The organism is Microtetraspora sp. NBRC 13810, assembly GCF_030268685.1.
In the GTDB taxonomy this organism is placed as follows: Bacteria; Actinomycetota; Actinomycetes; order Streptosporangiales; family Streptosporangiaceae; genus BSRQ01.
This window is the reverse complement of sequence record NZ_BSRQ01000020.1, coordinates 151,997-178,949: the sequence shown is the minus strand read 5'-3', so window position 1 is coordinate 178,949 and position 26,953 is coordinate 151,997. Positions and strand designations below refer to the sequence as shown.

The 26,953-nt window shown below is 68.5% G+C and carries 29 protein-coding genes; 15 read left to right on the top strand and 14 right to left on the bottom strand.

Annotated features, from left to right (window positions below):
- Positions 1–86 precede the first annotated feature (86 nt).
- The 5 genes from QSK26_RS32255 to QSK26_RS32235 all read right to left on the bottom strand — a co-directional run bounded on the left by QSK26_RS32255 (position 87) and on the right by QSK26_RS32235 (position 2,959).
- The gene (locus QSK26_RS32255) at positions 87–266 is read right to left on the bottom strand and encodes a hypothetical protein (RefSeq protein WP_285779079.1); all 180 of its coding nucleotides are present in this window, start codon (positions 264–266) and stop codon (positions 87–89) included.
- A 370-nt stretch (positions 267–636) separates the two neighbouring features.
- On the bottom strand, positions 637–1,062 hold the full coding sequence (locus QSK26_RS32250; protein ID WP_285779078.1) for an SHOCT-like domain-containing protein: 426 nt from the start codon (positions 1,060–1,062) through the stop codon (positions 637–639).
- A 12-nt stretch (positions 1,063–1,074) separates the two neighbouring features.
- Positions 1,075–1,332 (bottom strand): hypothetical protein, encoded by a 258-nt coding sequence (locus QSK26_RS32245; protein ID WP_285779077.1) that lies wholly within the window; start codon positions 1,330–1,332, stop codon positions 1,075–1,077.
- The gene (locus QSK26_RS32240) at positions 1,332–1,709 is read right to left on the bottom strand and encodes a DUF2089 domain-containing protein (RefSeq protein ID WP_285779076.1); all 378 of its coding nucleotides are present in this window, start codon (positions 1,707–1,709) and stop codon (positions 1,332–1,334) included. Before QSK26_RS32240 ends, QSK26_RS32245 begins: the two co-directional genes overlap by 1 nt.
- Positions 1,710–1,846: 137 nt before the next feature.
- On the bottom strand, positions 1,847–2,959 hold the full coding sequence (locus QSK26_RS32235; RefSeq protein WP_285779075.1) for an ABC transporter substrate-binding protein: 1,113 nt from the start codon (positions 2,957–2,959) through the stop codon (positions 1,847–1,849).
- Positions 2,960–3,473: 514 nt separating this feature from the next.
- Here QSK26_RS32235 and rox point away from each other — a divergent pair.
- Positions 3,474–4,898, top strand: coding sequence for a rifampin monooxygenase (rox, locus tag QSK26_RS32230; RefSeq protein ID WP_285779087.1), 1,425 nt, complete (start codon positions 3,474–3,476; stop codon positions 4,896–4,898).
- A gap of 104 nt (positions 4,899–5,002) precedes the next feature.
- On the opposite strand, the gene QSK26_RS32225 is transcribed toward rox, so the two are convergent.
- Entirely contained in the window at positions 5,003–5,599 is a 597-nt protein-coding gene (locus QSK26_RS32225; protein ID WP_285779074.1) for a TetR/AcrR family transcriptional regulator, read from the bottom strand.
- Between QSK26_RS32225 and QSK26_RS32220 the strand changes: the two genes are divergently transcribed.
- Together QSK26_RS32220 and QSK26_RS32215 are read left to right on the top strand one after the other, a co-directional pair.
- On the top strand, positions 5,600–5,980 hold the full coding sequence (locus QSK26_RS32220; RefSeq protein WP_285779073.1) for an alcohol dehydrogenase catalytic domain-containing protein: 381 nt from the start codon (positions 5,600–5,602) through the stop codon (positions 5,978–5,980).
- Complete coding sequence (locus QSK26_RS32215) at positions 5,944–6,423, top strand: zinc-binding dehydrogenase (RefSeq protein ID WP_285779072.1); 480 nt, start codon at positions 5,944–5,946, stop codon at positions 6,421–6,423. Before QSK26_RS32220 ends, QSK26_RS32215 begins: the two co-directional genes overlap by 37 nt.
- A gap of 154 nt (positions 6,424–6,577) precedes the next feature.
- Here QSK26_RS32215 and QSK26_RS32210 read toward each other — a convergent pair whose 3' ends face one another.
- Together QSK26_RS32210 and QSK26_RS32205 are read right to left on the bottom strand one after the other, a co-directional pair.
- The gene (locus QSK26_RS32210; protein ID WP_285779071.1) at positions 6,578–7,294 is read right to left on the bottom strand and encodes a hypothetical protein; all 717 of its coding nucleotides are present in this window, start codon (positions 7,292–7,294) and stop codon (positions 6,578–6,580) included.
- Positions 7,291–7,800 carry a SigE family RNA polymerase sigma factor gene (locus tag QSK26_RS32205; RefSeq protein WP_285779070.1) on the bottom strand — a complete coding sequence of 170 codons (510 nt, stop codon included), beginning with the start codon at positions 7,798–7,800 and terminating at the stop codon, positions 7,291–7,293. The genes QSK26_RS32210 and QSK26_RS32205 overlap by 4 nt, the downstream gene beginning before the upstream one ends.
- A 397-nt stretch (positions 7,801–8,197) precedes the next feature.
- Between QSK26_RS32205 and QSK26_RS32200 the strand changes: the two genes are divergently transcribed.
- The 3 genes from QSK26_RS32200 (at position 8,198) to QSK26_RS32190 (ending at position 10,386) form a co-directional block, all read left to right on the top strand.
- Positions 8,198–8,629 carry a nuclear transport factor 2 family protein gene (locus tag QSK26_RS32200; RefSeq protein WP_285779069.1) on the top strand — a complete coding sequence of 144 codons (432 nt, stop codon included), beginning with the start codon at positions 8,198–8,200 and terminating at the stop codon, positions 8,627–8,629.
- Positions 8,630–8,760: 131 nt separating this feature from the next.
- The gene (locus QSK26_RS32195) at positions 8,761–9,684 is read left to right on the top strand and encodes a LysR family transcriptional regulator (protein ID WP_285779068.1); all 924 of its coding nucleotides are present in this window, start codon (positions 8,761–8,763) and stop codon (positions 9,682–9,684) included.
- 312 nt (positions 9,685–9,996) lie between these two features.
- The gene (locus QSK26_RS32190) at positions 9,997–10,386 is read left to right on the top strand and encodes a pyridoxamine 5'-phosphate oxidase family protein (protein ID WP_285779067.1); all 390 of its coding nucleotides are present in this window, start codon (positions 9,997–9,999) and stop codon (positions 10,384–10,386) included.
- A 21-nt stretch (positions 10,387–10,407) separates the two neighbouring features.
- Here QSK26_RS32190 and QSK26_RS32185 read toward each other — a convergent pair whose 3' ends face one another.
- From QSK26_RS32185 to QSK26_RS32175, 3 genes are all read right to left on the bottom strand, one after another.
- On the bottom strand, positions 10,408–11,286 hold the full coding sequence (locus QSK26_RS32185; RefSeq protein WP_285779066.1) for a GNAT family N-acetyltransferase: 879 nt from the start codon (positions 11,284–11,286) through the stop codon (positions 10,408–10,410).
- Between the two features lie 197 nt (positions 11,287–11,483).
- A complete protein-coding gene (locus QSK26_RS32180; protein WP_285779065.1) occupies positions 11,484–12,146 on the bottom strand; it encodes a response regulator in 663 nt (220 codons plus the stop codon).
- On the bottom strand, positions 12,143–13,270 hold the full coding sequence (locus tag QSK26_RS32175) for a sensor histidine kinase (protein WP_285779064.1): 1,128 nt from the start codon (positions 13,268–13,270) through the stop codon (positions 12,143–12,145). Before QSK26_RS32175 ends, QSK26_RS32180 begins: the two co-directional genes overlap by 4 nt.
- A gap of 219 nt (positions 13,271–13,489) precedes the next feature.
- On the opposite strand from QSK26_RS32175, the gene QSK26_RS32170 reads away from it, so the two are divergent.
- Positions 13,490–13,927 (top strand): DUF6223 family protein, encoded by a 438-nt coding sequence (locus QSK26_RS32170; protein WP_285779063.1) that lies wholly within the window; start codon positions 13,490–13,492, stop codon positions 13,925–13,927.
- Positions 13,928–14,132: 205 nt separating this feature from the next.
- Here the strand turns inward: QSK26_RS32170 and QSK26_RS32165 are convergent, their stop codons facing one another.
- Positions 14,133–15,107, bottom strand: coding sequence for a helix-turn-helix transcriptional regulator (locus QSK26_RS32165; protein WP_285779062.1), 975 nt, complete (start codon positions 15,105–15,107; stop codon positions 14,133–14,135).
- A gap of 130 nt (positions 15,108–15,237) precedes the next feature.
- Here QSK26_RS32165 and QSK26_RS32160 point away from each other — a divergent pair, with 130 nt between their 5' ends.
- Positions 15,238–15,633 carry a RidA family protein gene (locus tag QSK26_RS32160; protein WP_285779086.1) on the top strand — a complete coding sequence of 132 codons (396 nt, stop codon included), beginning with the start codon at positions 15,238–15,240 and terminating at the stop codon, positions 15,631–15,633.
- 618 nt (positions 15,634–16,251) lie between these two features.
- Here QSK26_RS32160 and QSK26_RS32155 read toward each other — a convergent pair.
- The gene (locus QSK26_RS32155; protein WP_285779061.1) at positions 16,252–16,686 is read right to left on the bottom strand and encodes a hypothetical protein; all 435 of its coding nucleotides are present in this window, start codon (positions 16,684–16,686) and stop codon (positions 16,252–16,254) included.
- 162 nt (positions 16,687–16,848) lie between these two features.
- Between QSK26_RS32155 and QSK26_RS32150 the strand changes: the two genes are divergently transcribed.
- Genes QSK26_RS32150 through QSK26_RS32140 form a run of 3 tightly spaced genes read left to right on the top strand, consistent with a single transcriptional unit; the run spans position 16,849 to position 19,216 of the window.
- Positions 16,849–17,508: a DUF998 domain-containing protein gene (locus tag QSK26_RS32150; RefSeq protein ID WP_285779060.1), complete on the top strand. Its 660-nt coding sequence runs from the start codon at positions 16,849–16,851 to the stop codon at positions 17,506–17,508.
- 41 nt (positions 17,509–17,549) lie between these two features.
- Positions 17,550–17,921, top strand: coding sequence for a YciI family protein (locus QSK26_RS32145; protein WP_285779059.1), 372 nt, complete (start codon positions 17,550–17,552; stop codon positions 17,919–17,921).
- The gene (locus tag QSK26_RS32140; RefSeq protein WP_502888768.1) at positions 17,918–19,216 is read left to right on the top strand and encodes an RNA polymerase sigma factor; all 1,299 of its coding nucleotides are present in this window, start codon (positions 17,918–17,920) and stop codon (positions 19,214–19,216) included. The genes QSK26_RS32145 and QSK26_RS32140 overlap by 4 nt, the downstream gene beginning before the upstream one ends.
- A 674-nt stretch (positions 19,217–19,890) precedes the next feature.
- Here QSK26_RS32140 and QSK26_RS32135 read toward each other — a convergent pair.
- Positions 19,891–22,203 carry a WD40 repeat domain-containing protein gene (locus tag QSK26_RS32135; protein ID WP_285779058.1) on the bottom strand — a complete coding sequence of 771 codons (2,313 nt, stop codon included), beginning with the start codon at positions 22,201–22,203 and terminating at the stop codon, positions 19,891–19,893.
- Between the two features lie 1,021 nt (positions 22,204–23,224).
- Here QSK26_RS32135 and QSK26_RS32130 point away from each other — a divergent pair.
- From QSK26_RS32130 to QSK26_RS32115, 4 genes are all read left to right on the top strand, one after another.
- Complete coding sequence (locus QSK26_RS32130) at positions 23,225–24,040, top strand: hypothetical protein (protein ID WP_285779057.1); 816 nt, start codon at positions 23,225–23,227, stop codon at positions 24,038–24,040.
- Between the two features lie 510 nt (positions 24,041–24,550).
- Positions 24,551–25,429, top strand: a complete 879-nt coding sequence (locus QSK26_RS32125) for an AraC family transcriptional regulator (protein WP_285779056.1) — start codon at positions 24,551–24,553, stop codon at positions 25,427–25,429.
- A 59-nt stretch (positions 25,430–25,488) separates the two neighbouring features.
- On the top strand, positions 25,489–25,926 hold the full coding sequence (locus tag QSK26_RS32120; protein ID WP_285779055.1) for an SRPBCC family protein: 438 nt from the start codon (positions 25,489–25,491) through the stop codon (positions 25,924–25,926).
- A 102-nt stretch (positions 25,927–26,028) separates the two neighbouring features.
- A complete protein-coding gene (locus QSK26_RS32115) occupies positions 26,029–26,718 on the top strand; it encodes a DUF2306 domain-containing protein (protein WP_285779054.1) in 690 nt (229 codons plus the stop codon).
- Positions 26,719–26,953 lie beyond the last annotated feature (235 nt).

Sequence of the window (26,953 nt, the reverse complement as noted above, 5' to 3'; positions counted from 1 at the left end):
CCTTGTACGACTTCTCCAGGCCCTGCACCTGGATCACAGGCCCTTGAGCCTTATTGGCTGTCATTCAGATATCCGTTCTCTGTTCGTCACGGCTTGTCGCCCGCGACGCGATTGATGGCGTTGGTCAGCCGTTTCCGCCACTGACCAGCCGGGTAGTCGCGAAGAAACGCCTCGGCGAACCCCACAGGGTCTTCGCCGACGACTTCGCGGTTCGGAGTTCCGTTCGCCGCGTTCCGCTCGGAGAGACCGGCGAGATCATCCAGCATCAGCAGGACTGTCCGCGTCCCCTGGCGCGAAGCAGCCCTGAGCCCGCGCCGTGATCTCGTAGCCGTACGCGGGCCGGCCGTACAGAATCGGTCACGGGTCGGCGCGAGCCCGGGTGGAAGTCACCTCGGGGCAGTTGACGCGCCGCGTAGATCAGCGGGACAGTCGGCGCAGGGCCATCTCGAAGGGCCCCGGTGGCCGACCCGGCGCATCCCGTCGGCCGGCACGATCGAGAGCGGCGGGCGTGTGCGGCGGCGGCGCGCTGCTGGGTGGCTAGACTTCAGATTGGCAGTTCAACCGTGCTCTGCTGTAGCGGGCGCGGCCTCGGGAGGGTGTTCCAGCACCCTCTCGGGGGCCCGTCCTGGACGGCGCCTACTCGCAGAAGACACGCACCTGGGCATCGGGCTGGTCGACCTCCATGGTGAGTTCGTCGAGGTGGTCCACGAGCGCCTCGAGGTGTTCGGGCTTGAGCTGCGTGAGGTCGAACGGCACGCCCGACTTGTCCAGTTTGGCGTTGGCCGCCGTCAGTGCCTGCGGCGGGATCAGGGCCGTCAGCTGTACGCCGGCCCGCAGCAGTTGCAGCGGCACCCGCACGTTGATCCGCCCCGGCTCGCCGTTCTCGTCAATGGTGTCCACCATCAACCGCAGGTACTTCGCCCTGCCCTTCGGCCGGGTACCGATACTCGACGCCGGCGGCGACTGGTCCCGTTCGAGCGCGGCGATGAGCTGTTCAGCCTCCTCTGCGGTGATCTTGCCCTCGGCCAGCATGCCGAGGATGTCCTTGCGCTGTTCGTTCATCGCGAACCTCTCCTATCGGATGGCTACGAGCACAGCCGTACGGCTGTATTCGAGGTCGAACCGGGTGCCGGGCAGCGCGGAGACGATGCGCCAGCCGGTGCCGAGCGCCCGCACCACATCGATGCGGAACACCTGGCAGGCCACGACGGCTGCCAGTACGGCCAGGACCACGACCGGTGAGAGCACGAGCACTGCCGGGAGTAGCGGGACCCAGACCCGGATGGGACGACGGTCCGGGCGTTTGACCCGTACGGTCAGCAACTGCGGCATCACGTCGGCCCCTCCAGTTCGGACAAGGCCTGCTGTGCCGTGATCTCGCCGCGGCGCAACCGATCGATGATGTCGGCCGCCGGCGGCGCCGGATCGGTCTCGACGAAGTCGAGCATCTGCGTGATCCGGTTGAGCCGTGATTTGATCGTCGGGTAGCTCACCCCGAAGATCCGTTCCATCTGCTTGATGGAGCCGTGGCACCGCACGAACGCCGTGACGAAGACCTGATCCTCGACGTTGAGCTGAGCCAGTTGCGGCAGCTCGAACTCGCCCTCGATCGCGACGCCGCTGTCTGCCAGGCGCACCCGCTCGACGAGGAACGGCCGGCCCCGGGTCAGGTTCGTGAGTTCCTGCCAATCCATCGCCTGCTCTGCCATATCTAAGTTATACGGCAAGCAAGGTTCAATTTTCAAGATGTGGATCTTGATTTTCTTAAGGTCGCACCTCTCCTCGGACACCTTTGCTGGTCCGCCGCCCCTGCCTTCATCACCGGCTCCACTGCACCGTCAACCCCTCAGCCGGCGTGCAGGATCCGGAAGCGATCGGGTTCCGCCGGATCTCGATCAACGACCTGGATCGGCGCCCAAGCCCACTGCCAGACGCTGACGCCCGGCGTGCGGGAGAACCGGATCCGCCCGCGGGTCCCTTCGACCGCGACGCGCGGCCAGAACTCGGCGATGCGCGCCCGGTCCGCGCCGCGGGCACGCAGCACATCGGCGAGGACGGCGACCGTGTCGTAGCCCTCGAAGGCGACGAAGGAGGGCGCTTCGGCCAGCCGCTCACGGAGAGCCGTCTCGACTCGTGTACCGAGTGGGCTGAGGCGCTCGGGCAGGTAGCGCAGGAACGGGATCGCGGCGCCGTCGTCGCCCAGCGACGTCGCCCATTCGGCGAACTCCGGTTGCCCGGCCGGAGCACCGATCATGATCTCGGCGAGGCGCTGGTCGCGGCGGACAGACTTGACGATCGACACTGCCGGCTCCGGGTGGCCGACCAGCAGAAGGAGGGCTGTCGCGCGATTGTCGGCGAGTTCGTCGCACACGGCCGCGGGGGTGAGCTCGCGCATGTCGAGTTCGATGACGGTGCCGCCGCGTGGCGCGAGGTGGTCCCGCAGGATGCGGGCCCCAGATGCCCAGTAGACACTCGGCTGGGCCGCTACGGCGATTCGACTGTGGCCCGCGCCGAGGAGGAAGTCCGCATAGATCTGCCAGCCGCGGGACTGCGGCGGGGCGAGGCGCGCGACCCATTCCGCCGGCTGTTCGGTGAGCGCGTCGAGGACCGCTGACGAGCAGAGGAACTGCAGGCCGAGAGCGTCGGCTCTGGCGGCGGCGGCGCGGGCGACGACGCTGTGATACTCCCCCGCCAAGGCGGCCACGCCCAGGCGAGCCAGTTCGTCCACGGCCGCCGCGGCCTTCTCTGGATCAGCCGCGGTGTCTCGGACCACCAGTTCGAGTGGTCTGCCGCCGATCCCCCCGGCGTCATTGACCTCGTGAACGGCCAGTTCGAGTCCAGCCAGCAGGTGTCGGCCCGCGTCGACCCAGCCAGGCCGAGTCAGCGGAACGAGAGCACCGATCTGGACGGCCGATCCGTCAGTCGGCTCGACTCCAGGGGGCGATGGTGGCGTATTCATGCGTCAGGGTCTCCCGAGTGACGTTTCGGCCGCGGTTTTCGGCCAGGCCCGATCGTACGGCGTTCCTCTCATCTCGCCTCTCGCCGTGGCGCCAAATTATCGGCCCGACCGACGAATATGGGTTGGCTCGACCGAGCAGGTCACCGGGCATCCCGCCCGCACCTGTTGTCGGGGTGTGGGCGCCCGCCCCGCACGACAGCCTGGGAACCGGCGAGCCGGTCGGGCTTAAAAGGATGGACGGGGTGATGCTCGGGCTTGTAGCTTGCAGCTGACCGTGCCACCGCCCGAGGAGGTGAGACCCATGAACGCTGTATCGATGTGGGTGCTCCCCCTTCCCGTCACGGTCGGGCGATTGACGTAGGTGTCGCCGGGAGCGCCTCGCCAAAGGCACTCCCGAAAGGCAACACCTATGCATTCTCTGCAGGGCACCGCCGAGCCGTCGTCGAACGACGTGGTCGAGCGCGACGTCCCCGGGCTCTGGTCGCCGGCCTCCGGCGCCGATCACGCGCCCCTCATGTTCGACGTGATCATAGCCGGGTGCGGGCCGACCGGTGCGATGCTGGCCGCCGAACTGCGGTTGCACGACGTGCGGGTACTCGTTCTGGAGAAGGAAACGGAGCCCGTGTCGTTCGTCCGCATAGTCGGTCTGCATATTCGCAGTCTCGAGCTGATGGCAATGCGCGGACTGCTGGATCGCATTCTCGAACACGGAAGACAGCGCCCGGCCGGCGGTTTCTTCGCCGCCATCCCCAAACCCGCGCCCGCGGGCCTGGATTCCGCGTACGCCTACTTGCTGGGCATCCCGCAGCCGGTCGTCAATCGCCTGCTCGGAGAACATGCGGTCGAACTGGGTGCGCAGGTCCGGCGCGGTTGCGCGGTCACCGGTTTCGAGCAGGACGACGAAGGTGTGACCGTCGAGCTGGCCGACGGGGAACAGCTGCGTTCGCGCTATCTCGTCGGCTGTGACGGCGGGCGCAGTACGGTGCGTAAACTGCTCGGCGTCGGCTTCCCCGGCGAGCCCGCGCGGACCGAGACGCTGATGGGCGAGATGGAAGTGGGTGTGCCGCAGGAGGAGATCGCCGCCAAGGTGCCCGAGATCGGGCAGATCCATCGGCGATTCTGGCTCCGGCCCTTCGGCGAAGGGGTCTACAGCGTCGTAGTCCCCGCTGCGGGAGTCAGCGACCGCGCGACACCGCCCTCTCTCGAGGATTTCAAAGACCAGTTGCGCGCCGTCGCCGGAACCGATTTCGGCGTGCACTCCCCGCGCTGGTTGTCCCGCTTCGGGGATGCCACCCGGCTAGCCGAACGTTATCGGGTCGGGCGGGTGCTGCTGGCCGGCGATGCGGCACACGTCCATCCACCCATCGGCGGACAGGGCCTCAACCTGGGCGTTCAGGACGCGTTCAACCTCGGCTGGAAACTGGCCGCACAGATCCGCGGCTGGGCCCCGGAAACATTGCTGGACACCTACCAGGCCGAACGTCACCCGGTCGCCGAGGACGTGCTGGACAACACCCGCGCCCAGATGGAGCTGCTGTCCACCGAACCGGGCCCGCAGGCCGTGCGCAGGCTGCTCACCGAACTGATGGACTTCGACGAGGTGAACCGCTACCTGATCGAGAAGATCACCGCGATCGGCATCCGCTACGACTTCGGCGAGGGCCCCGACCTGCTCGGCCGCCGCCTGCGCGACATCGACGTGAAACAGGGCCACCTCTACGGTCTGCTGCATCGCGGCCGCGGCCTGCTGCTGGACCGCACCGAACGCCTGTCCGTCGGCCGCTGGTCAGACCGGGTCGATTACCTCGCGGATCCCACTGCGGTACTGGATGTTCCGTGCGTCCTGCTACGCCCCGACGGCCACGTCGCCTGGATCGGCGACGATCAGCAGGACCTGGACGACCACCTCTCCCGCTGGTTCGGCAAGCCCGCCGACTGATTTCGCCTGAGCCGGCGCGCTCACGGCTGTTGAGCCTCTCCGAGCAACGTGCCGACCACTGATGTCGTGACAAAGACGTGGTCGGCCCTGCGGGGCGGACGATGTCAGCGAGTGGCGGCTGTGGTGAAGTCCGCATTCGTCGGTGCCGCAACGGGTAGCTCGTGTCCGGCTTCCGGTCGTAGTGCGTCGAAGATCAGGTGTAGGTAGCGCCGCCACAGGTCGGATCGTGCGCCGGCGAGCGGTGCCGCGATCCGGGTGGGGGCATTGAGCAGCAGCACGATGTCGTGGCCGGTGACGTCCGCCCGGACGACACCGGCCTGCCGGGCGCGTGCGGTCAGCGCCTCGGCCACCTGTGCCAGCCGGTCGCTGGCGGCCCTGATCGCGGGATGGGCGCGCGAGGTCGCGGCTGCCGCCTCGCAGAATGCACGATCGTTGGCCTGGAGTTCGGCGCCTGCGCTCATGAACTGCAGCAGGGCGGCTCGCGGATCGGTGTGCTCCAGCAGGGTTTCGCCGGTCGCGGCGAGGGTGTCGAGTTGGTCGCAGAAGATCGCCGAGATGAGCTCCTCCTTGCTGGAGAAGTGGTTGAAGACCGTCCCCTTGGCGACGCCGGCGCGCGCGGCGATCCGCGCGATGGAGACGTCGAGGCCATGCTCGGACAGTTCCGCGGAGGCCGCGTCGATGAGGAGGCTTCGATTCCCCATGTGCCGGGCAGCGACTTCGCCGGCACGGTGACCGGGGTCGGCCCGGACGTGACCCGGTTCGCCCGGGGTGACGAGGTGTTCGGAGTCGGGCTGCCGCGCGCGACGCCGGCGATCGCCGCGATGCTGTCCACCCCGCCATCCTTGACCACCGGCGCCATGGCCGACTTCGCGGTCTTCGAGGCCGACACCCCCGCCATCACCCGGCGCCCGGACGGCTTGACCGCCGACCACGCGGCCAGCCTGCCGATACCCGGGCTGACCGCGCAGGCCGTGATGCGCGCGGGCCGGTTCGAGGCGGGTGAACGGGTGCTGGTGACCGGCGCCGCGGGCGGGGTCGGGGCGCGGTGGTCCCGTTGCTGGCCGCCGCCAAGGTCCATGTGATCGCCACCGCCATCCCTGAGGACGACGACTACGTCCGCGACCTGGGCGCGGCTGAGGTGATCGACTACCGGACGGTCGATACGGTCACTGAGACGCTGCGGCGCCACCCCGACGGCGTCGACGCCATGGTCAACCTCGCCCTGCCCGGCCCCAACCTGGTCAGGGCGAGTGATGCCATCAGACCAGGAGGCCACCTGCTCAACGTCGCCTTTCCCAGCCCCGAGCCGTCCGCGTTCGACCGCGCCGACCTGACGGTCCGCACCGTCTACAGCACCGCGCGCCCTGGAGATCTGGAGGAGCCGGCAGCACAGGCCATGGCCGGCTCCCTGCCGGCCACCATCAGCCGGCGGTACCCGCTGGAAGAGGCTGCGCGAGCGTATGCCGATCTCGTGCACAGCCACGTGCGCGGAAAGCTCCTCGTCATCACCGACGCCACGGACTGAGCCATTCCGCGCAACCAACCCCCGCCATACAGCAGGCAGCGGGGTGACACACCCGGCGGATCCATGGAGGCGCAGAACGGGAAGCGGTCAGCTTCTCCTATTCCTTGACCTGCGTCCTTCATGTCTGATCGCCGGCCGGACCGCCCAGTAAACGCTACCGGACGGGTACGCACCAGCGTCTGTCGGTGCAGGTCCCGCTGTATACCGCCACCGACCAGTCAGCGGGCTTCCGCGGCTGGCCCGCCAGCAGCGCCTCCAGCTTGATCGACGTACGGTCGACGCCCGCCTGCGGGGACGTGGAGCCGAACTCGATCGCCGCGTATGCCGACGCCGCCACGCCCTCCGGCAGGATCGCCACCTCCAGCCGCGTGGGACCGCCGTTCTCCAGGAACTCGCCCGGCGGCGTCACCGGCACCGGCGCAGGTTTCCCGCCGCGGGTGTCGCAGCGGGTGAGGCGCGTCCCGGCGAGAGGAGTGCGCTGGAGAAGTTCGAACCCGGCGGGGCAGGTGGCGACGATCGCCGAGTCGGGTCCCTGGGGGGTGACGTCGAGTCGTGTGATCGTGCCGGACAGGTTGTAGCGGCCGTATGCCACGCGTCCCATCCCGGCGAACACCTCCGGCGGTTCGGTGAGGGCCTCGGGCCTGCCGGTGGTCGCGGAGGTCAGCGGAGTCGTCCGGGTGACCCCGTCGCCCGGCCACTGGAGAAGGCCGCCCGCGACCACGAGCACGGCCGCGCCCGCCAGCGCGCCGGCCGCCAGCCGCCTGCGGGCGGAACGGCGGATCCTGCGGTGGATCTCGGCCATGCGGCGCGCGTTGCCCGGCGCGCCGCTGCTCCGCTCGTCGAGCAGGTCGTGCAGGTCGTGGATGGTCATGACAGGTCCTCCCTGGCGGGTACGTGGACGGTCAGGCCGGGGTCGATGCGCAACTTGGCCAATGCCTTGCTGGTCTGGCTCTTCACGGTGCCGACGGAGCAGTTCATGGCCTCGGCAACCGCCTGCTCCGACAGATCCTCGAAGTACCGCAGCACCACGACGGCCCGTTGCCTGGCCGGCAGTCGTCCAAGGGCCGCCCAGAGCACGGCCCGGTCGACGGCGGCGTCCATGGCATCGCGGGGGTCGGCGACCTCCGGAGGGAAATCGGTGGGGATCTCGCCGTGCCAGTGGCGCCGGCGCCAGGAGGCGTAAGTCCTCACCAGCACCCGGTAGACGTAGGGATCGGGCTGGTCACTGATCCGCCGCCAGACCCGCCACACCTTGGCCAGCGCCGTCTGCACCAGATCTTCGGCCTGGGCCCAATCTCCGCAGAACAGGTATGCGGTGCGTAACAACCTCGGCGACCGCGCCTCGACGTACGCGGTGTAGTCCGCCCAACCTCGCATCGACCCTGCCTTCTCCGGTGACTTCTACCCTTAACCACCGCATGGACCCCGGAGATGGTTGCCTCGCTTGATCCAGGTGAGCCGCGCTCCGATCGATGAGCCGTACAACTGGCTGCGATGAGGAACCGCCCGTTGATCGGCAGTCGGCCCCTCCCCCACGATGGCAGAGCCGCTCCACTACGGACCGGACCGATCGATGTTGGGGGATCCGACTCACCGATGAAGACTGCGGTCTATCGATGGCCCGCGCTCCCCTATGGGCGGCAACGAAGATCAGCGGTGCCCGGACGTGACGGACGATCGTCGTTGGCGGCCGATTGGGCGTTCGAGCCCCTCGTCGCTGAATTACCGTCCCGAGCTCGGCATTTCCATCCATGAATCCAAGAGGAGCGATCATATGAGCCGGACGACCCGGCAGTTGGGCCCCGACCACGTCGCCACCGTGCGGGAATTCTTCCGACTCCTGTCCGTCAAGGACGTGACCGGATGGAGCACCCTGTGGCATCCGGACGCGGTGATCACCGTGCCCTACCCGCCGGACGGATTCGCGTCGGCCATACGCGGCAAGGACGACATCGTCTCTGGCTTCCAGGCCCTGTTCGCCAACTTCGAGACCTTCGACGCCCAGGTCACCGGCATCTACGCCGCGTTCGACTCCGATGCCGTCTGTGTCGAATACCGCAACGTGGCCACCCTGGTCGGAGGGGTGGAGTACACCAACGACAACATCGCCGTCTTTCGCTTCGAGGATGGCCTGATCAGCGAATATCACGACTACTTCGATCCCCGCCGCTTCCAGGTCGTCGTGGACGCCCTTCCCAGAGCCTGAAGGCAAACGCGGAACCGATGTGCCCGTGAGGAGCCGACCCGCTCACCGCGGCACATCGCCGCATCACACCTGTCCCACTACACACGGCTGTCCACACCCCGGGGGAAACGCCAGGGTACGCTCACTCATTCATGTGGGAAACCATCGACTTGCAGGAGGTCCGCGCGTTCCTGATGGTCGCGGCCGAACTGCACTTCGGCCGGGCAGCCGAGCGGATGTACCTGACCCAGTCACGGGTGAGCCAGCTGGTCAGGAGCCTTGAGAGACGCGTCGGCGGCCAGTTGTTCGATCGCAGCAGCAGACGGGTGCAGCTGACCGCGCTCGGCGCCCACCTGCACGACCGGCTCGAACCTGCATACGGCGCGCTGCGCTCGGCGCTGGAGGACACCAGGAACATGGTGACCGGCACGGCGGGGACGGTCAGGGTCGGTGTGGTGTTGCAGTCCTCGGCAGGGCCGCACCTGCTGGACCTGGTGCGGATCTTTGAGCAGCGCTATCCCCGGTGCACGGTGCACCTCTTGGAGCTCACCTACAACAGCGAGCCCTACGGGCTACTGCACAGGGCCGAGCTGGACATGCTCGCGATCCGGCTACCTGCGCCGGATGACGCCGGGCTGACGGTGGGGCCGGTCCTGTCGGTGGAGGAGCGGATTCTGATCGTGGCGAAGGACCATCCGCTCGCCGGACGGGAGCCGGTGACCTACAACGATGTCGCGGACTATGCGACGCTTGATGTGCCGACCGCGCCGAGGGAGGTGCTCGACGAACTCTTCCCTCCGCGGGCGCCGGACGGGCGGCCGATTCGACGGATCGTCACGGTGAACACGGTCGGCGAGGCGTTGACGCACGTCGCCATGGGCACGGTGGTGTATCCGAGCGTCGAGTCGATCCTGCGTTACTACCAGCATCCTGACGTGGTGTTCGTGCCGATCGCCGGGGCCCCTCCGTCGAGGGCGGGGCTGGTGTGGCGGACGGGGCGGCTCTCCCTTGCCGCGCAGGCATTTGCCGACGTCGCGGCCGAGGAGTTGCCTCGGCTCCTCGGCGACGACGCCTGACCTATCCGCCGGCGCCGGTTCCGGCACCAGGCAGGCGGTCACGGCACGGACTACCAGTACACCGGCTACGCCAAAACGGCTGAAGAATCATGACACTCGATGTCGGGTTTCTGGTCGAGCATGGTTTCACCGGTCGGCGTCGACCGGGTCCCACGAACAGACAAGGACCTCCATGCGCGAAACGGCAGAAGATCTCAAGCAGCTCCAGGCTCTCCTTGACGCCTCGCTCTCCGCTCCACTTCGCACCTCCGCTCGATCATCAACGCCGAGCGCACACTGACCGCCGAGCAGCTCGTCCGGGTCCTCACCGGTATGTGCACCCTCGCCCTGGCCACCGTGACGGCCAAGGGCGAACCGCGGATCAGCGGTGTGGACGGGCACTTCCTGCACGGAAGGTGGCACTTCGGCACGGCGCGCGGCGCTGCCAAGGCTCGCCATCTCGCCACGCGGTCTGCCGTCAGCGCCGCGCACATGCGCGGTGAGGACCTGGGCGTGTTCACGCACGGCACGGTCGAGATTCTCAACCCTCGGGGCGGCGAACCGGCCGCGGATTGGCCGGACCTGCTCGCCTACCTCAAAGACTTCTACGGTGACGACTCCTTCGACTGGGACAAGGAGGTGGTCTACTACCGGCTGCATCCGCACTGGATGACCGTCTACGCCTCCGATGTCGCGAAGCTCACCGCGGCGTCCCGGTCCTGATCCACGTCAGCTCACGCGGGTTTACAGCGCCCCGTTCTTCCGAAAGGTGCGTGTCCGGGTGTAGGGGCGGAAGCCCATGCTCCGGTAGAGGATCTGCGGCACGGGATAGGCGTTGTCGCCGCGGGGGTAGACGATGGCGGTTTCGCCGCCTTCCTTGGCCAGCGCGTGGAGGGCAGCGGTGCAGACGGCCCGGGCCAGGCCGAGGCGGCGGAAGCCGGGATGGGTGCCGACAGGTTCGATGAGGCCGACCCGGTGGAGATCGTCATGCCAGATCAAGCAGTTGGCGGCGAAACGGCCGTCGGGGGCCTCGATGACCCAGTCCAGTTCGGACCGATAGGGCCAGGCGGCCATCACATCGCGGTAGGACTCGAGTGTCGCGCGGGTGGAGTTCCACGCTGCCCGGTGGACCGCGACCCGCCTGTCCAGATCCTCCTCGCCGCGCACGGCGCGTGCGGTGAATCCCTCCGGCAGCACCGGCTGGGGCAGGCCGGTCAGGTCGCGGGAGTGGTAGGCGAAGAAGGGGGCTTCGTCCTGGGGCTCGTACCCGTGCCGCAGCAGGGCGGTGCGCAGGGCGGATTGGGTGTCCAACGGGTTGATCTCGCGGGGGCGGTCACCGGCCAGGTGGTCGAACCAGTTCAAGATCTCCGATAGCAACGGAGAATGCGCCGGGTCGACTTCGAGCCGTAGGCCGTCGGGGAGTTGGGCCCAGGCCCAGGCGACCACCTTGCCCTGGGATTCCCAGAGCGCGATGGGCCAGCCGGCCTGCTGTGTCGTGTGCAACCGATCCCAGGCCAGGTCACCGACGTGGTGTGCGCTGGAGGTCGACCACAGGCTTTGTGTCAGGTCCTGCATCGCACGCAGGTCGGCGGGCCCTGTGTAGCGGCGCATGATGATGGTCATGGTTGCCCTCACGTGCAAGTCGATGTGGCGTCCACGTTCTGGCAAGCAGACCTAGGGCATCGACGAACTGGATGTCCACCGAATTACGTACGCGCTTCGAGCCGGCAGGCGAGGCTGGGGTGGGCGCCGAGGTAGCCGCCTAGGTAGCCGCCGGCCAGATCGGCGAGCGTCTGGGCTTTCCGTACCACGGGGTGATGTCAGGAGCTGCGCGGGGCTACCAGGCCGGATTCGTAGGCGAGGACCACGAGTTGGGCGCGGTCACGGGCATGGAGTTTGGCCATGGCCCGGTTGATGTGGGTTTTCGCGGTCAGTGAGCTGATCACCATACGGTCGGCGATCTGGTTGTTGGACAGGCCGTGCGCGACCAGGGCGACGGCCTCGCGTTCCCGGGTGGTCAGCTCTTCCAGCCCCGTGCCGGCGCCGGTGTGCGGCGGCTGGGTGACGTACCGGTCGATGAGCTTGCGGGTGATCGACGGTGCGAGCAGGGCGTCGCCACGTGCGGCGACGCGTACGGCGTGCAGGAAGTCTTCCGGCACGATGTCCTTGACGAGGAATCCGGCCGCGCCGGCGCGCAGCGCGTTGAAGACGTATTCGTCCAGGCCGTAGTTGGTCAGGATGACGACGTGCACCCCGGCCAGGGCCGGGTCCGCGGCGATGCGCCGGGTCAGCTCGATGCCGTCGATGACCGGCATCTGGATGTCGATGAGCGCGACATCGGGCCGGTGCTCCCTGGCCAGAGCCAGGCCCTCCCTCCCGTCGCCGGCCTCGGCCACCACCTCGATGTCGTCCTCGAGGTCGAGGAGTGCGCGGAATCCGCTGCGCAGGAGCGGCTGGTCGTCCACCAGCAGGACCCGGATCATGACGTCCGGTCCACGGGAAGCTCGGCCTGGACGGTGAAGCCGCCCCCGGCGCGCGGTGCCGCCCGGAGGCGACCGCCGAGGGCGGTGACGCGTTCGTGCATTCCGAGCAGTCCGACGCCGGGCGCAGGAACGGTGTGCGGTGCGGCTTCGCCGTCGTCGTCGATGCGTATCGCGAGGACGTCGGAACGGTAGTCGATCAGGACGGACGCCGTCTCGGCGGCGGCGTGACGGGTGATGTTGGTGAGCGACTCCTGAACGATCCGGTAGACGGTCCGGTCCACCGCGGCCGGCACGTCATGTCGTCGCCCTTCGATGGTCAGCGTCGCGTCCAGGCCGGTCGTCCGAGCCCGTTCCACCAGTTCCGCAACGTCGTCGAGCCCACGCGGCAGGATCGTGTCGTCGTCGCGCAACGCCTCCAGGGTGGCCCGCAGTTCCCGGGCCGCCTCACGACCGGCCTCCCGGATCGTCAGCAGCGCCTCCGGCACCTGTTCGCCCCGTTTGCGGGCCACGTGTACCGCGACTTCGGCCTGCACCTTGATGACCGAGATCTGGTGGGTGAGCGAATCGTGCAACTCCCGCGCGATGTGCAGCCGCTCTTCGGCGGCGCGGTGCCGCGCGGTCTCCTCCCTGGTCCGCTCGGCTTCCTCCGCCCGCCGCTCGGCCTGCCGCAACGCCTCACCCGCGGCGCCGGCGGCGATCAACCAGGCCAGCTCAAGGGCGCCTCGGGCCTGCGCGAACGCCTCGCCGGGGTCGTGCAGGCCCGAGACCAGGGCCGCGAGGGGGAGAACGGCCAGCATCGTCACGCTCGCCACCACCGTGATGGTGCGGTGTCCCGCCCGCACGGCCGCGTACACCGCGAACAGGTACGCGACGGCAGGCACGTCGAAACCGGCCGCCTGGTACCCCACCGCGCACAGTCCGGTGACGGCCAGGACGGGAACCGGAGCCCGGCGGCGCGCGGCCAGCCCCAGGCCGCCGGCCGTCAGAAGCGCGTAGCCGAGCAGGTCGAGGTTGGTGGTGGCGTGCTGTCCGGACAGTCCGGTGACCAGCAGCGTCGCCGCCACGCCGACGGCGATCGCCCAGTCTGTGACACCCGCCCGGACAGTGAACCGTCCTGTCCTCATGGGCGCACCCTAGCCGGATGCGCGCGCGGGCGACTCCTGCGCGAGGATGATCGGCCGCCTACCGCACACGCAGTACCTTCGCGGCTCCTACGGCGGCCGTGGCAACCGACTACGGCATCGGCGGTGGTGCGAATTGTCTGCCTCCGCCGGACGACCGGCGGCGGGTCCGGCGGACATGATCGGGCGACGTCCAGTCGTCAGAGGAGAAGGAGCACCCTCGTGTCAGTCCGATCTGTGCTTGCCGTGGCCGCAGCCGTCCTGCTCGGAGGTGTCGTGCTCGGAGGTGTCGTGCTCGCCACACCGGCGGCCGCGCATGTCTTGGTCCAGCCGGATCCCGCCAGTGCTTACGCCTTGACCGCCGGGCGTGCGTGGTCCTTGGTGGCCGCGCTGGTGGGGCTGGCCGGCGTGGTCATCGGCGGGCTGGCTCTGGCCCGCTCCGCCGGGCGTACCGGCACCGGCACCGGGAGAAGGGGAGCCATCGTGGCCCTGGTGGCGGGGCTGGCCGGCGCGGTCGGCGGCGGGCTGGTGGTGGCCGCCGCCGACGGTGGCCCCGGCACCGGCTACGGGATAGTCGGGGGCTACGTGGCCCTGGTGGTAGGGCTGCTCGCCATGGTCCTGGGCGGGCTCGTGCTGACCCGCTCCCGCCGCACCGGCTGAGCGACCCTGCTCCGGAAATGGACTGTGATACGTCGATCACACAGACCGGGGTGGGGTTGGTTGATCTCGGTTTGGGGCTTGCCGCGCCCGTACGGAGTGGTGACGTAGGCGAGCGCGGCATCCAGTTCGCCGGCGATGCCGATCAGGTGCCGCCTCTCGATCGACGCCGGCAGGAACGCGGCCTGCCCGCAGAAGGCGGCGACTCTCAGGATGACACTGCGTAGCGGGCGGCGATCGCGGCGGCGCGGTCGCGCAGGGAGTTGCGCAACCACTGCGGGGCCAGCGCTTCCGCGTTCGTGGTGAGTTGCCACAGTGCCCATTCGGCGTGTCTCGGATCTTGGAAGGTCACCTCCAGCCGCAGCCAGCCGTCTGGGTCGGCTTCTTCGGCGTGGACGGCCAGCGCGGTGCCCACCAGGTCCTCCCGCCGCGCCGGGTCCACCCGTACCAGCACGGAGACTTGGTCGCCGCCGGTCCGAAACCGCGTGCTGCGCTCCTGCCAGGCCCGGTCCAGATCGACCCGGTCTGGTCGCTGTGCGGGTTCGGCGAGTTTCTCGGCGGCCAAGACCCGGGACAGGCGGTAGGTGCGGTCCGCGCCAGCCCTCGTGGCCAGCAGGTAGCCCCGGTCGCGTACGGTGACCAGGCCGATCGGGTCCACCGTGCGCCACTGCGGGGCCTGGTCCACCGCCGCGTAGTGGATGCGCAGCTTGTGTCCGGCGAACACCGCACGCAGGATCTCGGCGACTATGGCGTCAGGCACCTCCTCAGCGACCAGCCGGCGCGAGAGGAGGTCGGTCTCCGGGTCGATGAGCAATCGCTCGGCCGCGCCCGCCGCGGTGTCCCGATAGCTTTCGGGTAACGCGTCAACCACCTTGAGCATCGCCGAAGCGAGCGCCGAGCCGAGGCCGAATGCCTGCGCGCCGCGCCGCGACCCGGCGACCAGCAGGGCAAGGGCCTCGTCGTGGTTCAGCCCGGTGAGCTCGGTCCGGAAACCGGGCAACAACGTGAAACCGCCGTGCCGGCCGCGTTCGGCGTAGACCGGGACGCCGGCTGCGGACAGCGCCTCGATGTCGCGCAGCACGGTGCGGGTGGATACCTCCAGCTCGCGGGCCAGCGCCGCCGCGGACAGCCGGCCGTGCTGCCGCAGCAGCAGCACCAGCGAGACCAACCGGTCGGCGCGCATACGAAAACTCTACAGAGATATACGACACAGGATGTCGTCATTTCCCGGGAGGCTTGTCCACATCACCGAACAGATGGCGGCTACCGAGCCGGTACGTGATGTCGACGAATCGAATGGAGCTGATGTGGCAATGGAGCGAACGGCGGTCAACCCGTGGGCGTGGTCGGTGGAGATGGGGTACAACCAGGGTGAGATCGTCTCCGAGCACACCCGGACCCTGTACTGCGCCGGGCAGACCGCGATGAGCGACGACGGCAAGCCCCAGCATGCCGATGACATGGCGGCGCAGTTGGCGCTGAGCCTCGACAACCTGGAGGCCGTGCTCGGCGAGGCCGGCATGTCCCTCGCGAACCTCGTCCGGCTCAACGTCTACACCACCGACGTCGATCGGCTCTTCGAGCACTACGGCGTGCTGGCGTCGCGGTTGGGCGCCGCCGGGGTGGCGCCGTCCACCACGATGCTCGGGGTGACACGACTGGCGATCCCCGACCTGATGGTCGAGCTTGAGGGGACCGCCGTCGCTTGATGCGACCCGCTGCCGATCGAACCGGCACGAGTAGTCGGCAGCCCTCGCCCGAGCCCGGATCGCCTGCGAGCACCACCCCGAGCTCGCCCCGACCACCGAGCTACGCCAGCTCCAGTACGCCGAGGATGACCGCCAAGGGGTCGGCAAGCGCTCGCGCCGCGAACTCGCCGCCGAGTACGCCCGCCGCTACACCACCGAGATCCTCGACCGCGCCGACCGCACGCCGATCGTGTCGGAGCTGCCGAGCAGCGGAACCGCAGCGTTGCTGTGTCGAACGCGACTTCGACGCCTGCCACCGCTCGTTGATCGCCCAGCGGCTGACCGAGCAGCACCACGTCACGATCGAGCGCTGTTGACGGCGATGTCGATGCGCCCGTGCCGGTTCACGCAGGCGTCGGCGAAGGACTTGACCTCGTTCTCCTTCGACACGTCCGCAGCCTCTCCCCCAGGGGCAGGAGAGGTTCGATAGGGCGTCCTTCGAAATGGCGGCTTAATGGATTGAGTTTTCCGTTCCACCTGGCCGCCGGCCGGCGGTTCGATGCCGTGCTCCGGCACCGAACCGCCGGTCAGGCGCTCCCAGTTCGTCCCGGCCGGTCGGATCGGCGACGTGAGCCGAGGTCAGATCCGGGTCATGGTGGATTCGTAGCCGCCTCCGCCGGGGTAGACCCAGGCGCCGGTGACGGTGGTGCCGTCGGCGCTGAACATGCCTTCGTAGTAGGCGGGGCTGCCCTTCGCGCCGCCCCAGATGGTCAACTTGTCGCCGGTCAGCTCGTACACGTAGTCGAGGGTGTTTCCGGTCGAGTCGTAGAAGCGCGACACCACGTCCGCGCCGGCCGGCTCGCCGAACGGGCGCAGGTTGCCGATCACTTCCAGACCGGTGACAGGCTGGCCGAACTGGGTGAGCTCGACGTGCTGGAGCAGGAAGAAGCCACCGGGCATCCACTCGTACCGCACGGTTCCCTCGGCGCCGCCGGTGACCGCCCAGGTGCCGACCAGGCGATCCAGGGCCTTCACATCGGCGCTCGGCTGGTAGGTCTCCGTCATCTCGGACATCTCATTCTCCTTGTCGCTTTGGTGACTGCTTGCAGGTACCTCGGAGCCCGCTTGCGAGCTTCGACACGATCCGGGTGTGTTTCAGATCACATCGCGGCCGTGTCGAGAGCCCAGATTCGGCTCCGAGGTAGCGGCAGGAACCCACCCCTCAAGGAGGAAGTCATGGCCACCACCGCAGCCACCACCCCGGACACCACCGGCGTCCCCGCCGTCCGCCGCTCGACCGGCCACCTGTTGCTCGCCGGCGCTCTGGCCGGGCCGGTGTTCTTCACCTCGGCGACCATCCAGATGCTCACCCGCGAGGGCTTCGACATCACCCGCCATCCGATCAGCCAGCTCTCCACCGGCGACCTCGGCTGGATCCAGATCGCCACGTTCGTGCTCGCCGGCCTCGGCGGCCTGGCACTGGCGGGCGGTGTCAGGCGCACCGTCACCGAGGGGATCGGCCGGCGGGCGCTGCCCATCCTCGTCGGGATCTTCGGGGCCGGGATGATCGCCGCGGGCGTGTTCATCATGGATCCGGAAAAGGGCTTTCCCGCCGGAACTCCCGACACGCCGGTGGCTCAGATGTCCTGGCACAGCATCACGCACTCGGCCGCGGCCGCCGTCTCCTTCACCGCGCTGGCCATCGCCGCCATCGTGCTGGCCGTCCGATGCGCCCGCCGCCGGGCCGTGCCGGCGGCCATCGGCAACGGCGCCGCCGCGCTCGTCCTGCTGCTGCCCATGTCGCCCGATCACATGAGCATCCAGATCGCCGTCAACGGGCTGGTCGCCTTCACCTGGACGACCGTCCTGGCCCTGTCCCTGCGCCGCTCCGCCTGACTTCGCGTACGCTGTCCCGAACGTCCGGAAGAGGGTCCACCATGAAGTACTTGCTGCTCAGCCACACCCCGGCCGCGGCCTGGGACGCCGCGACCGCTGACACCCCGTCGGAGGAGGCGCTGGCGGCGTTCGCCGCCTACCAGAAGTTCGAGCAGGAACTGATCGCCACCGGCGAGTTCGTCAGCAGCGAGGGTCTCGGCCACCCCGCGGTCACCACCACGGTCCGCAGGACCGCTGACGGCGTGGTGGCGACCGACGGGCCGTTCGCCGAACTGAAGGAGGTCCTGGCCAGCTTCGCCGTCATCGACGTGGCCAGCCAGGAACGAGCCGTGGAGATCGTCTCGCGGATCGTCGAGGTGCTGGGTGAGCCGATCGAGATCCGGCCGATCATGGGCGAGGACTTCACGGGGTGACCGATCATGCCGAACCGGCGGCCAGCTGGGCGGCGGGAAAGGCGCACGCGAGCATGAACGCCGACATCGAGCACCTGCTGCGCGTCGAGGCGCCACAGGTGCTCGGCGCGCTGGTACGGCGTTTCGGCCGCTTCGACGTCGCCGAGGACGCCGTACAGGAGGCATTGCTCACCGCGAGCCGCGTCTGGCCGGCCGACGGCGTGCCGGACAACCCACGCAGCTGGCTGATTCGCATCGGCTATCGGCGGATGGTCGATCTGCTCCGCGCCGACCAGTCCCGGCGCCGGCGTGAGCAGGAGGCCGGCGTCGCCGAGCTGGCCATGTGGGAACCGGGTCGGGGGCCAGGCGCCGCTCGGGAGACCGACGACAGCCTCGCCCTGCTGCTGCTCTGCTGCCACCCGGCACTGAGCGCCGCCTCCCAGGTGGCGCTCACGCTGCGGGCCGTGGGCGGCCTCACGACCGCCGAGATCGCGCATGCCCATGGAATCCCGGAGAACACCATGGGCACCCGGATCAGCCGCGCCAAGCAGCGGCTGGCCCGCGCCGGCGCCCGCTTCACCCCGCCGACCGACGCCGACCGCGACAGCCGGATGGCCGCCGCGATGCAGGTGCTCTACCTGATCTTCAACGAGGGCTACACCGCCTCCACCGGCGACTGGCTCGTCCGCGTCGACCTGACCAGCGAGGCCATCCGGCTGACCCGCATGCTCCACGCCTCCGTGCCCGCCGACGTCGAGGTCACCGGCCTGCTCGCGCTGATGCTGCTCACCGAGGCCCGTCGTCCCGCCCGCACCAGCGGCCACGACGAGCTGGTGCCGTTGGATGAGCAGGACCGGACGCGATGGGACCGCGACCTCATCCGCGAGGGCACCGAGCTGATCGACAGCGTCTGGGACCGCCGCGAGGTCGGCCCTTACCAGCTGCAGGCGGCGATCGCGGCCGTGCACGCCGCGGCGACCTCGCCGCAACAGACCGACTGGCCGCAGATCGCGGCGCTCTACCTGTGGCTCGAACGGCTCAACCCCATCCCGCCGGTACGGCTGAGCCGGGTGGTCGCCGTGGCCAAGGCGTACGGGCCGGTTCGAGGACTGGCCCTGCTCGACGATCTCAACCGCCGCTTCCAGCTCGGCCGGGACCCGCTGATCCGGCAACGCGAACGCGCGGTGCGCGCGCACCTGCTCCGGATGACCGGCGACGCGGCCGGCGCGGCAAGTCTGTACCGTGAGGCGGCTTCCCTGACCGGCAACCTGGTCGAGCAGCGATATCTCCTCGACCAGGCCGACCGTCTGGGCTGAGAACGCGGGCGTGGTGCGCTCGGCTTGCCCCTGTCGCCGACGACGGCCTCTCGCCGGCCCCTCGGCACCGCCTCGACTCCCGAACGACGGCGGCAAGTGGAAGAAAGTCAACCATTCCCCGCCGGTGAGCCGCACCTCACGGGTGAAGTCGTGCAGATGGCACCAGCGCGACGAACAACTCCTGGGTGCGCGCGTCCCGGCAGCCGTCGAAGGTTCTCTGCACCGCCTTGGTGATCGAGTCTCGGTCAGGTCGATCGACATGACCTCCCCCTCTCTCCGGTGGTGACGGCCGGCCCCGTCGCGGCGAGACGCCAGGGCTGCAGGTCGAGATCCAGCGCTCGGTCGGTGCCTGGTCCGCGGCGGGGCTGGCGGCGTTCGGCCAGGTCGACAACATCGTGGCCCGGCTGCGGCGCGGGTTGACACCGCTGTTCCGACAGCACGTCCAGCCCTACGGCGAGGTACGGCTGGACGTCGCCAAGCGTCTGCCGCTGGGCGGCGGCGCGGCTGCTGCGCAGTTGGGCGGACCGGAGTAGTTCACGATCGTGTCGTTGTCCGATGCTGATGCGCTGCCACGCTGCCGCATCTGGTGGCTGGAGTTCGGTCCCCGGGGGTCGCCCAGTGCGGCGGGTCGACGCAGCGCAGGCTCTTGGTACAGCGGCCGTAGTCAGGCCTTCTCACGACTCCCTCTCCGCTGCCAGGCTTTGGAGTGCCAGGACGGCGATGTCGTCACCGAACGCCACGATCAGCCGACCACCCGACGCGACGGCGACGTGCGACACCGCGCCCGGCAGGTCCGCTTGCTGTAGTTGACGGCCGCTGTCCGGGTCCCAGACCCGGACGGTGCGATCCGCTCCCCCGGTCACCACGACCGGGCGGCCGTCCAGTTCTGCCACGACCACGGCCAGCACTGCCGCCGTGTGTCCCATGAGGGGATCGCGGACCAGTCGTCCGCTGTTCAGGTCCCAGACCCGGACGGTGCGATCCGCGCTGCCGGTCACCACGACCGGGACGCCGTCCAGGGTGCCGAGCGCGGCAGCGTTCACCGCCCCGTTGTGACCGGTGTTCACCGCTCCGCTGTGACCGGTGTCCGGCTGGCAGACCTTGCGGCCGCTGGACAGCCACCACACCCGTAACTCGGGTGTGTCGAATCCGTGTCCGGCGGTGACCGCTACCGGGCGGCCTCGTAGCGAGCCGACGGCTACGGCGGTGACATGGGTGTAATCATCACCTCGCCCGGTGACGGACGTGCACATGGAGCCGTTGTCCAGGAACCACACGCGCGCTTCGTTGTACCCTCCTCCGGTCACCACCACGGGGCGGTCGTCCAGGTGGCCGGTGGCGACTGCGGTGATGTGGCCGTGGTGGTCCTGCTTGTAGTGCGGGGTCCGGAAGGTGATGTCCACGTCCTGACCGCCGGGCAGGCGCAGCAGCCGCGGCTGGAACCGCCGGTTACAGTTGATCACCGCGACGGGGGTGCCGTGGAGGTCGGCCAGGGCGAGCCGGATCTGTCCTTTCCCGGTGGGGATGGCGGGTCCTACCGGAGTGCCGTCGGCCAGGTCGGTGACGCACACATAGCCCTCGCCCCGTCTGGCGTCTTTGGTGGGGTCGTCGTGGTGAGCCGTGACGATGACCTCGCGGCCGTTGACCTTCCCGACCGTCAGGGTGGTGATGTCGCCAGGCAGGCTGCGTGGCCGCTCGGCAACGGGTGCGGCACACGCGGCGGCCAGGTCCCAGGCCTGCACCACGGGCGAGTGGAAGCCGCTGGTGACGGCGATCGGACGGCCGTCGGCCTCGGCCACGCGAACAGCATCGGGTCTTCCGCGCCCCGGCGGCAAGGGGGCGCACAACGGCTCACCCGTGGACGGGTCCAGCACGCGCAGGCGCCCATCACGGCCGAGGGCGACCAGGATCGGGCGGCCATGAAGTTCAGCGGCCGCGAGCGACCGGCCGCGCCAGGCCAGCACGCCATCGGGCAGCAGTTCGCGGATGAGTGTTCCATCGCGTAGGTCCCGGACTTCGACCGGGCCGTCGTAGCCGCCGCCACCGCAGACCACGACGGGGCGACCGTCGAGGGACAGGGCGAGCAGGCTTTCCGGCTTGCCGGACGTCTCGATCGGTGCCGCGACCTCCGTCCCGTCGAGGGGATCCCACACCCGCACGAGGCCGTCGTCGTCACCGGTGACCGCGACCGCGCGGCCGTCCAGGGTCGTCGAGGCGATCGAGATCACCCTCGTGCCGTTGTGCGCCTCAAACGGGCTGCCCAGCGGGCGCCCCGCGAGCAGGTCCCAGACCCTCGCCGCCGATCCGCCGGAGATCGCGACCGGACGCCCCGCCACCGTGGTGACAGCGAGAGGATCGCTCTTGCTTCCTTCGGTGACGAACGGCGAGCCGACGCGCCGCCCGGAGTCGAGGTCCATCACCCACACACTCACCCGCACGAGGCCGCCGACGATGCTGTACCCGCTGACGATCAGCGATCGACGACCGTCGAGCACCCCGGTCTCCAGGGCTTCGACCCCTCCGTCGTCGAATGCGGGCCTGCCGACGCATCTGCCCGACAGCAGATCCCAGGTCCAACCCTCACTGCCCCGGGACGCGACGGTCACCATGGCCTGGCCCGGCGGCCCGCCGGCGGCCATCGCCCAGACGCCGGCCGACCCCAGTTTTTCGTGGTCCGGCAGATCGGCCGACCACAGCAGCGCGCCCTCCAGCGACGTGCCCGTTGCCCACTCGACCCGGTACGGAGCCTCCGCGCCGCACTCGTCCGGTACCTCAGCGAGCCGTCGGCACAAGTCACCGGCCTGCCACCGTGCGGCGTCCACGACCAGAACCTGGCGCCGCGCGGCGGGCGGCAGGTCACGATGCCGGCCAACGGACGTGCGGTAAACCGCCGCAGCCAACCGCGCCTCGGTCCCCACTGCTCGCGACGCGAGCGCCAGCACCTCATCCGGGTCAGCGTGGATCAAGAAACGTGCATCACCCAGCATCTCCTCAGCTGATGCTTCCTCCGAGGAATCCCTACCACCATGGCCAGGTAAGCGATGATCATCAACAGACACGGCCAGCAGGCTAACACCGCCCTGCGCACACAGCGGCTTCATCTGTTGGGGTTGAGGTGGCGGTAGATGGTGGCGCGGCTGATTCTGTACAAGATCACGATCATCGTGAGCCCACTCGGGCATCTGCGCACTGTCCGGCTAAGACCATGAGCACGCCGAGCGGCCCGCCTGCAAGCCGTCAGGCCCCCCGGAAGAACTGCCTGCCTGTCCATCAACAAAGGGGACCGCGGACTTGGCCGCCGGTCCCCCTTGTTGGGTGAGATCCACTCCACTGGACTCACCGGTCGCCCCGCTGCCTGTCCGTGTCACAAGATCAAGCCGCAGGAACCACGTGTGATAACGACTCCGCTATTACAACGCGTTACCCTCAACATTAGCGAACTGCGATTCCATTTCTGGACAGCTCTGTACGATGGTTTACGTTTTTTTACAATCCTCAACAGAGTTAGACGGTTTTGCGTCACGAGATCTTGCATAGAGCTGCACCCTGTTCTCCCAGGGGTCTCTGGTGCGTTGTAGTCGCGTGGCAACAGCGCGTCCGATGAGGCATGATACGGACTATCGCTTTGCTTCACGTTGGGCTCCACCCCGACGGAAGGCGATGAAAAGTCCTGTCCGTGTCACCCCGGGGGTTTTCGCAACCCCCGGGGCCAGAAGATTTCGAGAGGAACTCCGTGCCCGACGCCGGCCTTGCCGCGCCCAGAGGAGAGCCCGACTCTCCACGCCCAGGCTATGAATACCGCCTGGGCCTGTTCTCGATCTTCACCACCACATTCGTGGGCCTGGTCGGTCATGGTAATGACCCCCACCATGCGCTCGCCATGACCATCATCGTCTGCGCCGCGGGGGCAGAAATCATCCGGCGCCTTCCCGGCCCCGATGACGATGACAGAGGGGGGCCGCGGTGGGCATGACCCCCTCCCCAGAGCGGGACGGAGAGAACCGCAGCGTGTCAGAGGAGTACCTGTCTCTGAGCTCCGCAACCATCGCCTCCTACAGTGCTGAAATTCTCGCCGAGAAAATTGCGGAGGCATCACGCAGACGGTTGGAGATGCGCGCCCGCCTCGCTATGGAACTGGCGGGCATCGCCAACCAAGCAGGCTCGCTGCCCATGCTTGCGGAGCGGATGGGGGTGAGCGAGGTCGAGCTGGCCCGAGTCATCACCCTCCAGTTAGTCAGAGACAACAATGCCTTCCTCGTGTCGTTCCTTCTCTTGTGCGGCACCGAAAAGCGCACCATCGACGCGATCCTCGCCCAGTTCCAGGCGCTTGATCTGACAGAGAAGGCGCATGTGCGTCTTGTCAATGAACGCTACAAGCGCAAAGATCGCGCGCTTGAGCAGGAACGTGAGAAGGAACGCGAGGAGCAGGCTCGGATATTCGCCAAACGAGTAAGGGCTCGGGCGGTCGTTGAGCCCGCGATCGCTGATGTTGCTGGGCGCGATTCCAAGCCGAACCCCCTTGACGCGCAGACCGAGGAGGAATTCGTCGACACGATGAGGCGCTACCGGGTGTGGGCCAAAAACCCGAGCCTCAGGGAGATGTCTCAGTCGTGCGGGCAGAAGATCTCGCACTCCACTTTCCGGAACATGCTTAACGCCCAGACTGTGCCCCGAAAGTTGGACCTCGTGGACACCTTCGTCACAGTCCTTGGCGGAACCCAAGAAGACAGGATGCGCTGGGCCACGGCCTGGCGTCACTTCACTGTCCCCGCTCCCCAACAGGTGAACGTCGAGCCACCAGTCCTCCGCCTCACCGGAAGCTGATCCCCTCGCAGCCAGGGTCTCGCTCCACTGGCTGGTGCGAGGCCCTGGCTGTGGCGCAGGTCTACAGCACTATGGCCCGGAGGAGGACCCGGACAGAATCAACGCACGTCAGGTGTGCTGGGCGGCCCCACCCGGAGGTGAGGGCCACCCAGCACGGCGGGCCGTACCCGCCGGGGGAAGATTCAGGAGCCACCCCGGGTGCCTACCTGGCGGCTGGGGACATGTTCGGGAGTGGAGGGCCGTCGAGGTGCGTGATGACCCCTGGAAGTCGACGTCGTGGAGCTATGACCGATCGTCGATGTCCCACATCTGCGCCGTCTTGTCGTAACTCTGACCGTGGCGAGTAGGTGGCAGCGGTTCCGTCTCTGCTTAACGCCCTCGTCGCAGGCCGGCTCCGGGGGCGCACGCCACCACCTGGGACTTCCGCTTATTAGTGCCGGGCGGCCTTGTGCGGGGCAGCCTGGGTTCGGGAGCCGTGTAAGGCATCTGACCGGCGACTAAACTCGTGGTGTGTTCGATTCGCCTGACTTCGACACTTCGGCTTATGCAGATTTCGACACAGCGGTGTATGTGCGGCATACGTACAACAGCTGGGACAACGCCGGTTGGCGGTCGCTGCTGGTACAGAGTTTCGACCACGCGTCCGAAGCCGAGCATCTTCCGCTGCCCGCGGTGTCTGACCTGCATATTGTGTTGTGCCTGGCGGGGAACGCGGACGCTCGGCTGTACGCCGGTGGCAGGCCCGCCCAGCGGCGGTGGGTGCCGGGCCACCTGGAGCTCATGGTTCCCGGGCGCGCCACTTCCTTCACTTATCGGGCGACGTCCAAGTTGCGGACCGTTCAGGTGCACGTTCCCTCATCGGCCGTCCGGGAGGCTGCCAGGGGGCTAGGTGGTCGTGAGCCTGACTTCGAGGGGCTGTCCGCCGCCCTACGAGCGGGGGATCCGGTCGTCGAGCAGCTTCTTCGTGCGCTGCCGGGCGCCGGCGGCGCCGGTGACCTGTACGCGGAGTCCGCTGCGGCGTTTCTCTCGACGCACGTGCTGACTCTGGGCAGGGACGTGCGCCTGCCCGGTCCGGAGCATGCCGCCGTCCGGGCGAGCGTCGCCATCATGCGAGATCGCCTGGCGGATTCTCTGACGCTGGCCACGATCGCCGCCGAGGTCCATTTGAGCGTGTACCACTTTGTCCGGGTTTTCCGGCAGGCTACCGGCGAGACACCGCACCGGTACCTCACCCGGTTACGGATCGAGCAGGCGCGGCGGCTGCTGTCCACCACTTCACTCAGCATCGAGCAGATCGCCCCGCGGTGCGGATTCGCCAGTCCGGGCGCGTTGTCGTCGGCATTCCTGCGCCATACGGGTGTCCGCCCCTCGACGTACCGCAAGAACTGATCGATCGACGGCAATCGCCCGCATGTCCGGCGACGTCGGCAGCTTCTACGTTGAGGTGCATGCCGTACTCCTATGGCGTGACCGCACGCTCGCAGGCTACTCCTGACGCCCTCTTCGCGGCGCTCGTCCATGCGGCCACCTGGCCCCGGTGGTCACCGATCGACTCCGCCGATGTCGAGCACGGCGATCCTGAGGATCGGCAGCGGGTCGGTGACACCAGGATCTTCCGCAGCGGCCGCAGCGTCTCCCGGGAGCGGATCGTCGAACTGATCGACAATCGGCGGTTCGTCTACGACATCGTGAGCGGGCCCTTCCGTTCGTACCGGGGGACGATCGATCTCGCCGCGGTGTCCGGCGGGGGCACGCATATCACGTGGTCTGCCATCTTCAACCCCAAGGTGCCGCTTTCGGGTGGTTTCTGGCAGTGGTACCTGACCCGCTTCATGCAACGCATGGCCGACGGTCTCGCCGCATACGCGAAGGCCACCGATGCATGATCAGCACCTCCCCGCGGCGGCGGCGACATCCGGGACGCAACGCGTTCCCCGCGGCGGCCGGCAGCCGTTCCTCGACCACCCCAGACAGTGAAGGGACACCCGATGTCCACGACGAGAGCACGCTCCATCCGCGGCCGGAAGTGGTGGGCGCTGTGGGGGCTGATGGCAGTGTCTGCGGTCGGCTTCGCCGTCGGGTCGGTACCGCCGTACCTGACCGGAGACGCGGCCGACGCCCCGTTGCCGCTCAACCCGGAGGTGGCGCTGCACTACCTGTCCCTGATGGTGCACGCCGTCCCAGGTGCCCTCGCCCTGGCCCTCGGGCCGTTGCAGTTCGTCAACCGCCTCCGCGTCCGCCGGCCCAAGCTGCACCGCGTCGTCGGCCGGGTATACATGATCTCCGTCGTGATCGCGTCCACCGCGGCCGCGATCAATGCCGCGGTCACGATCAGCGGCTTCGCGGTCCAGGTCGCGTTCTTCATCCTCGTGCTGGCGTGGCTGTACACCCTCGCCATGGCTTACCGGAGCATCCGCCGCGGCGAGGTGCAACTGCACCGGATCTGGATGATCCGTAACTACGCTCTGACGTTCGCCGCGGTCACCCTGCGCGTCTACCTGCTCCTCGGCCTGCAACTGTCCCCCTCGACGGGGTTTGAGGCGATCTACACCACCGCCGTATGGGCGTCCATCCTGGGTAACGTCCTCGTCGCCGAGTACTTCATCGTCCAGCGCATGCTGGCCCCCTTGGTCCGTCGTCAGCGCCGGGACGCCCCACTGGTCTCCACACTGACATGACGCCCTCGCCGGGGAGGCTGTGTCACGGTGAAGGCAACAAGCTCCGCACGCCGCAGACACGTCCGAATGTTGCGGCGAACAGTGGGTCCTACTCCCCGAACAAGCCGCCGATCGAGGCCGGTGGAAGGAGCGAAAGGAGACGTTGTCCAGGTCCGCTCTGGCCAGGTGTCACGAGGCGAGCAGGCGAGGAAGGCCACGATCTTCCCCACTCGGCCCACCCACAGCATCGGTACGC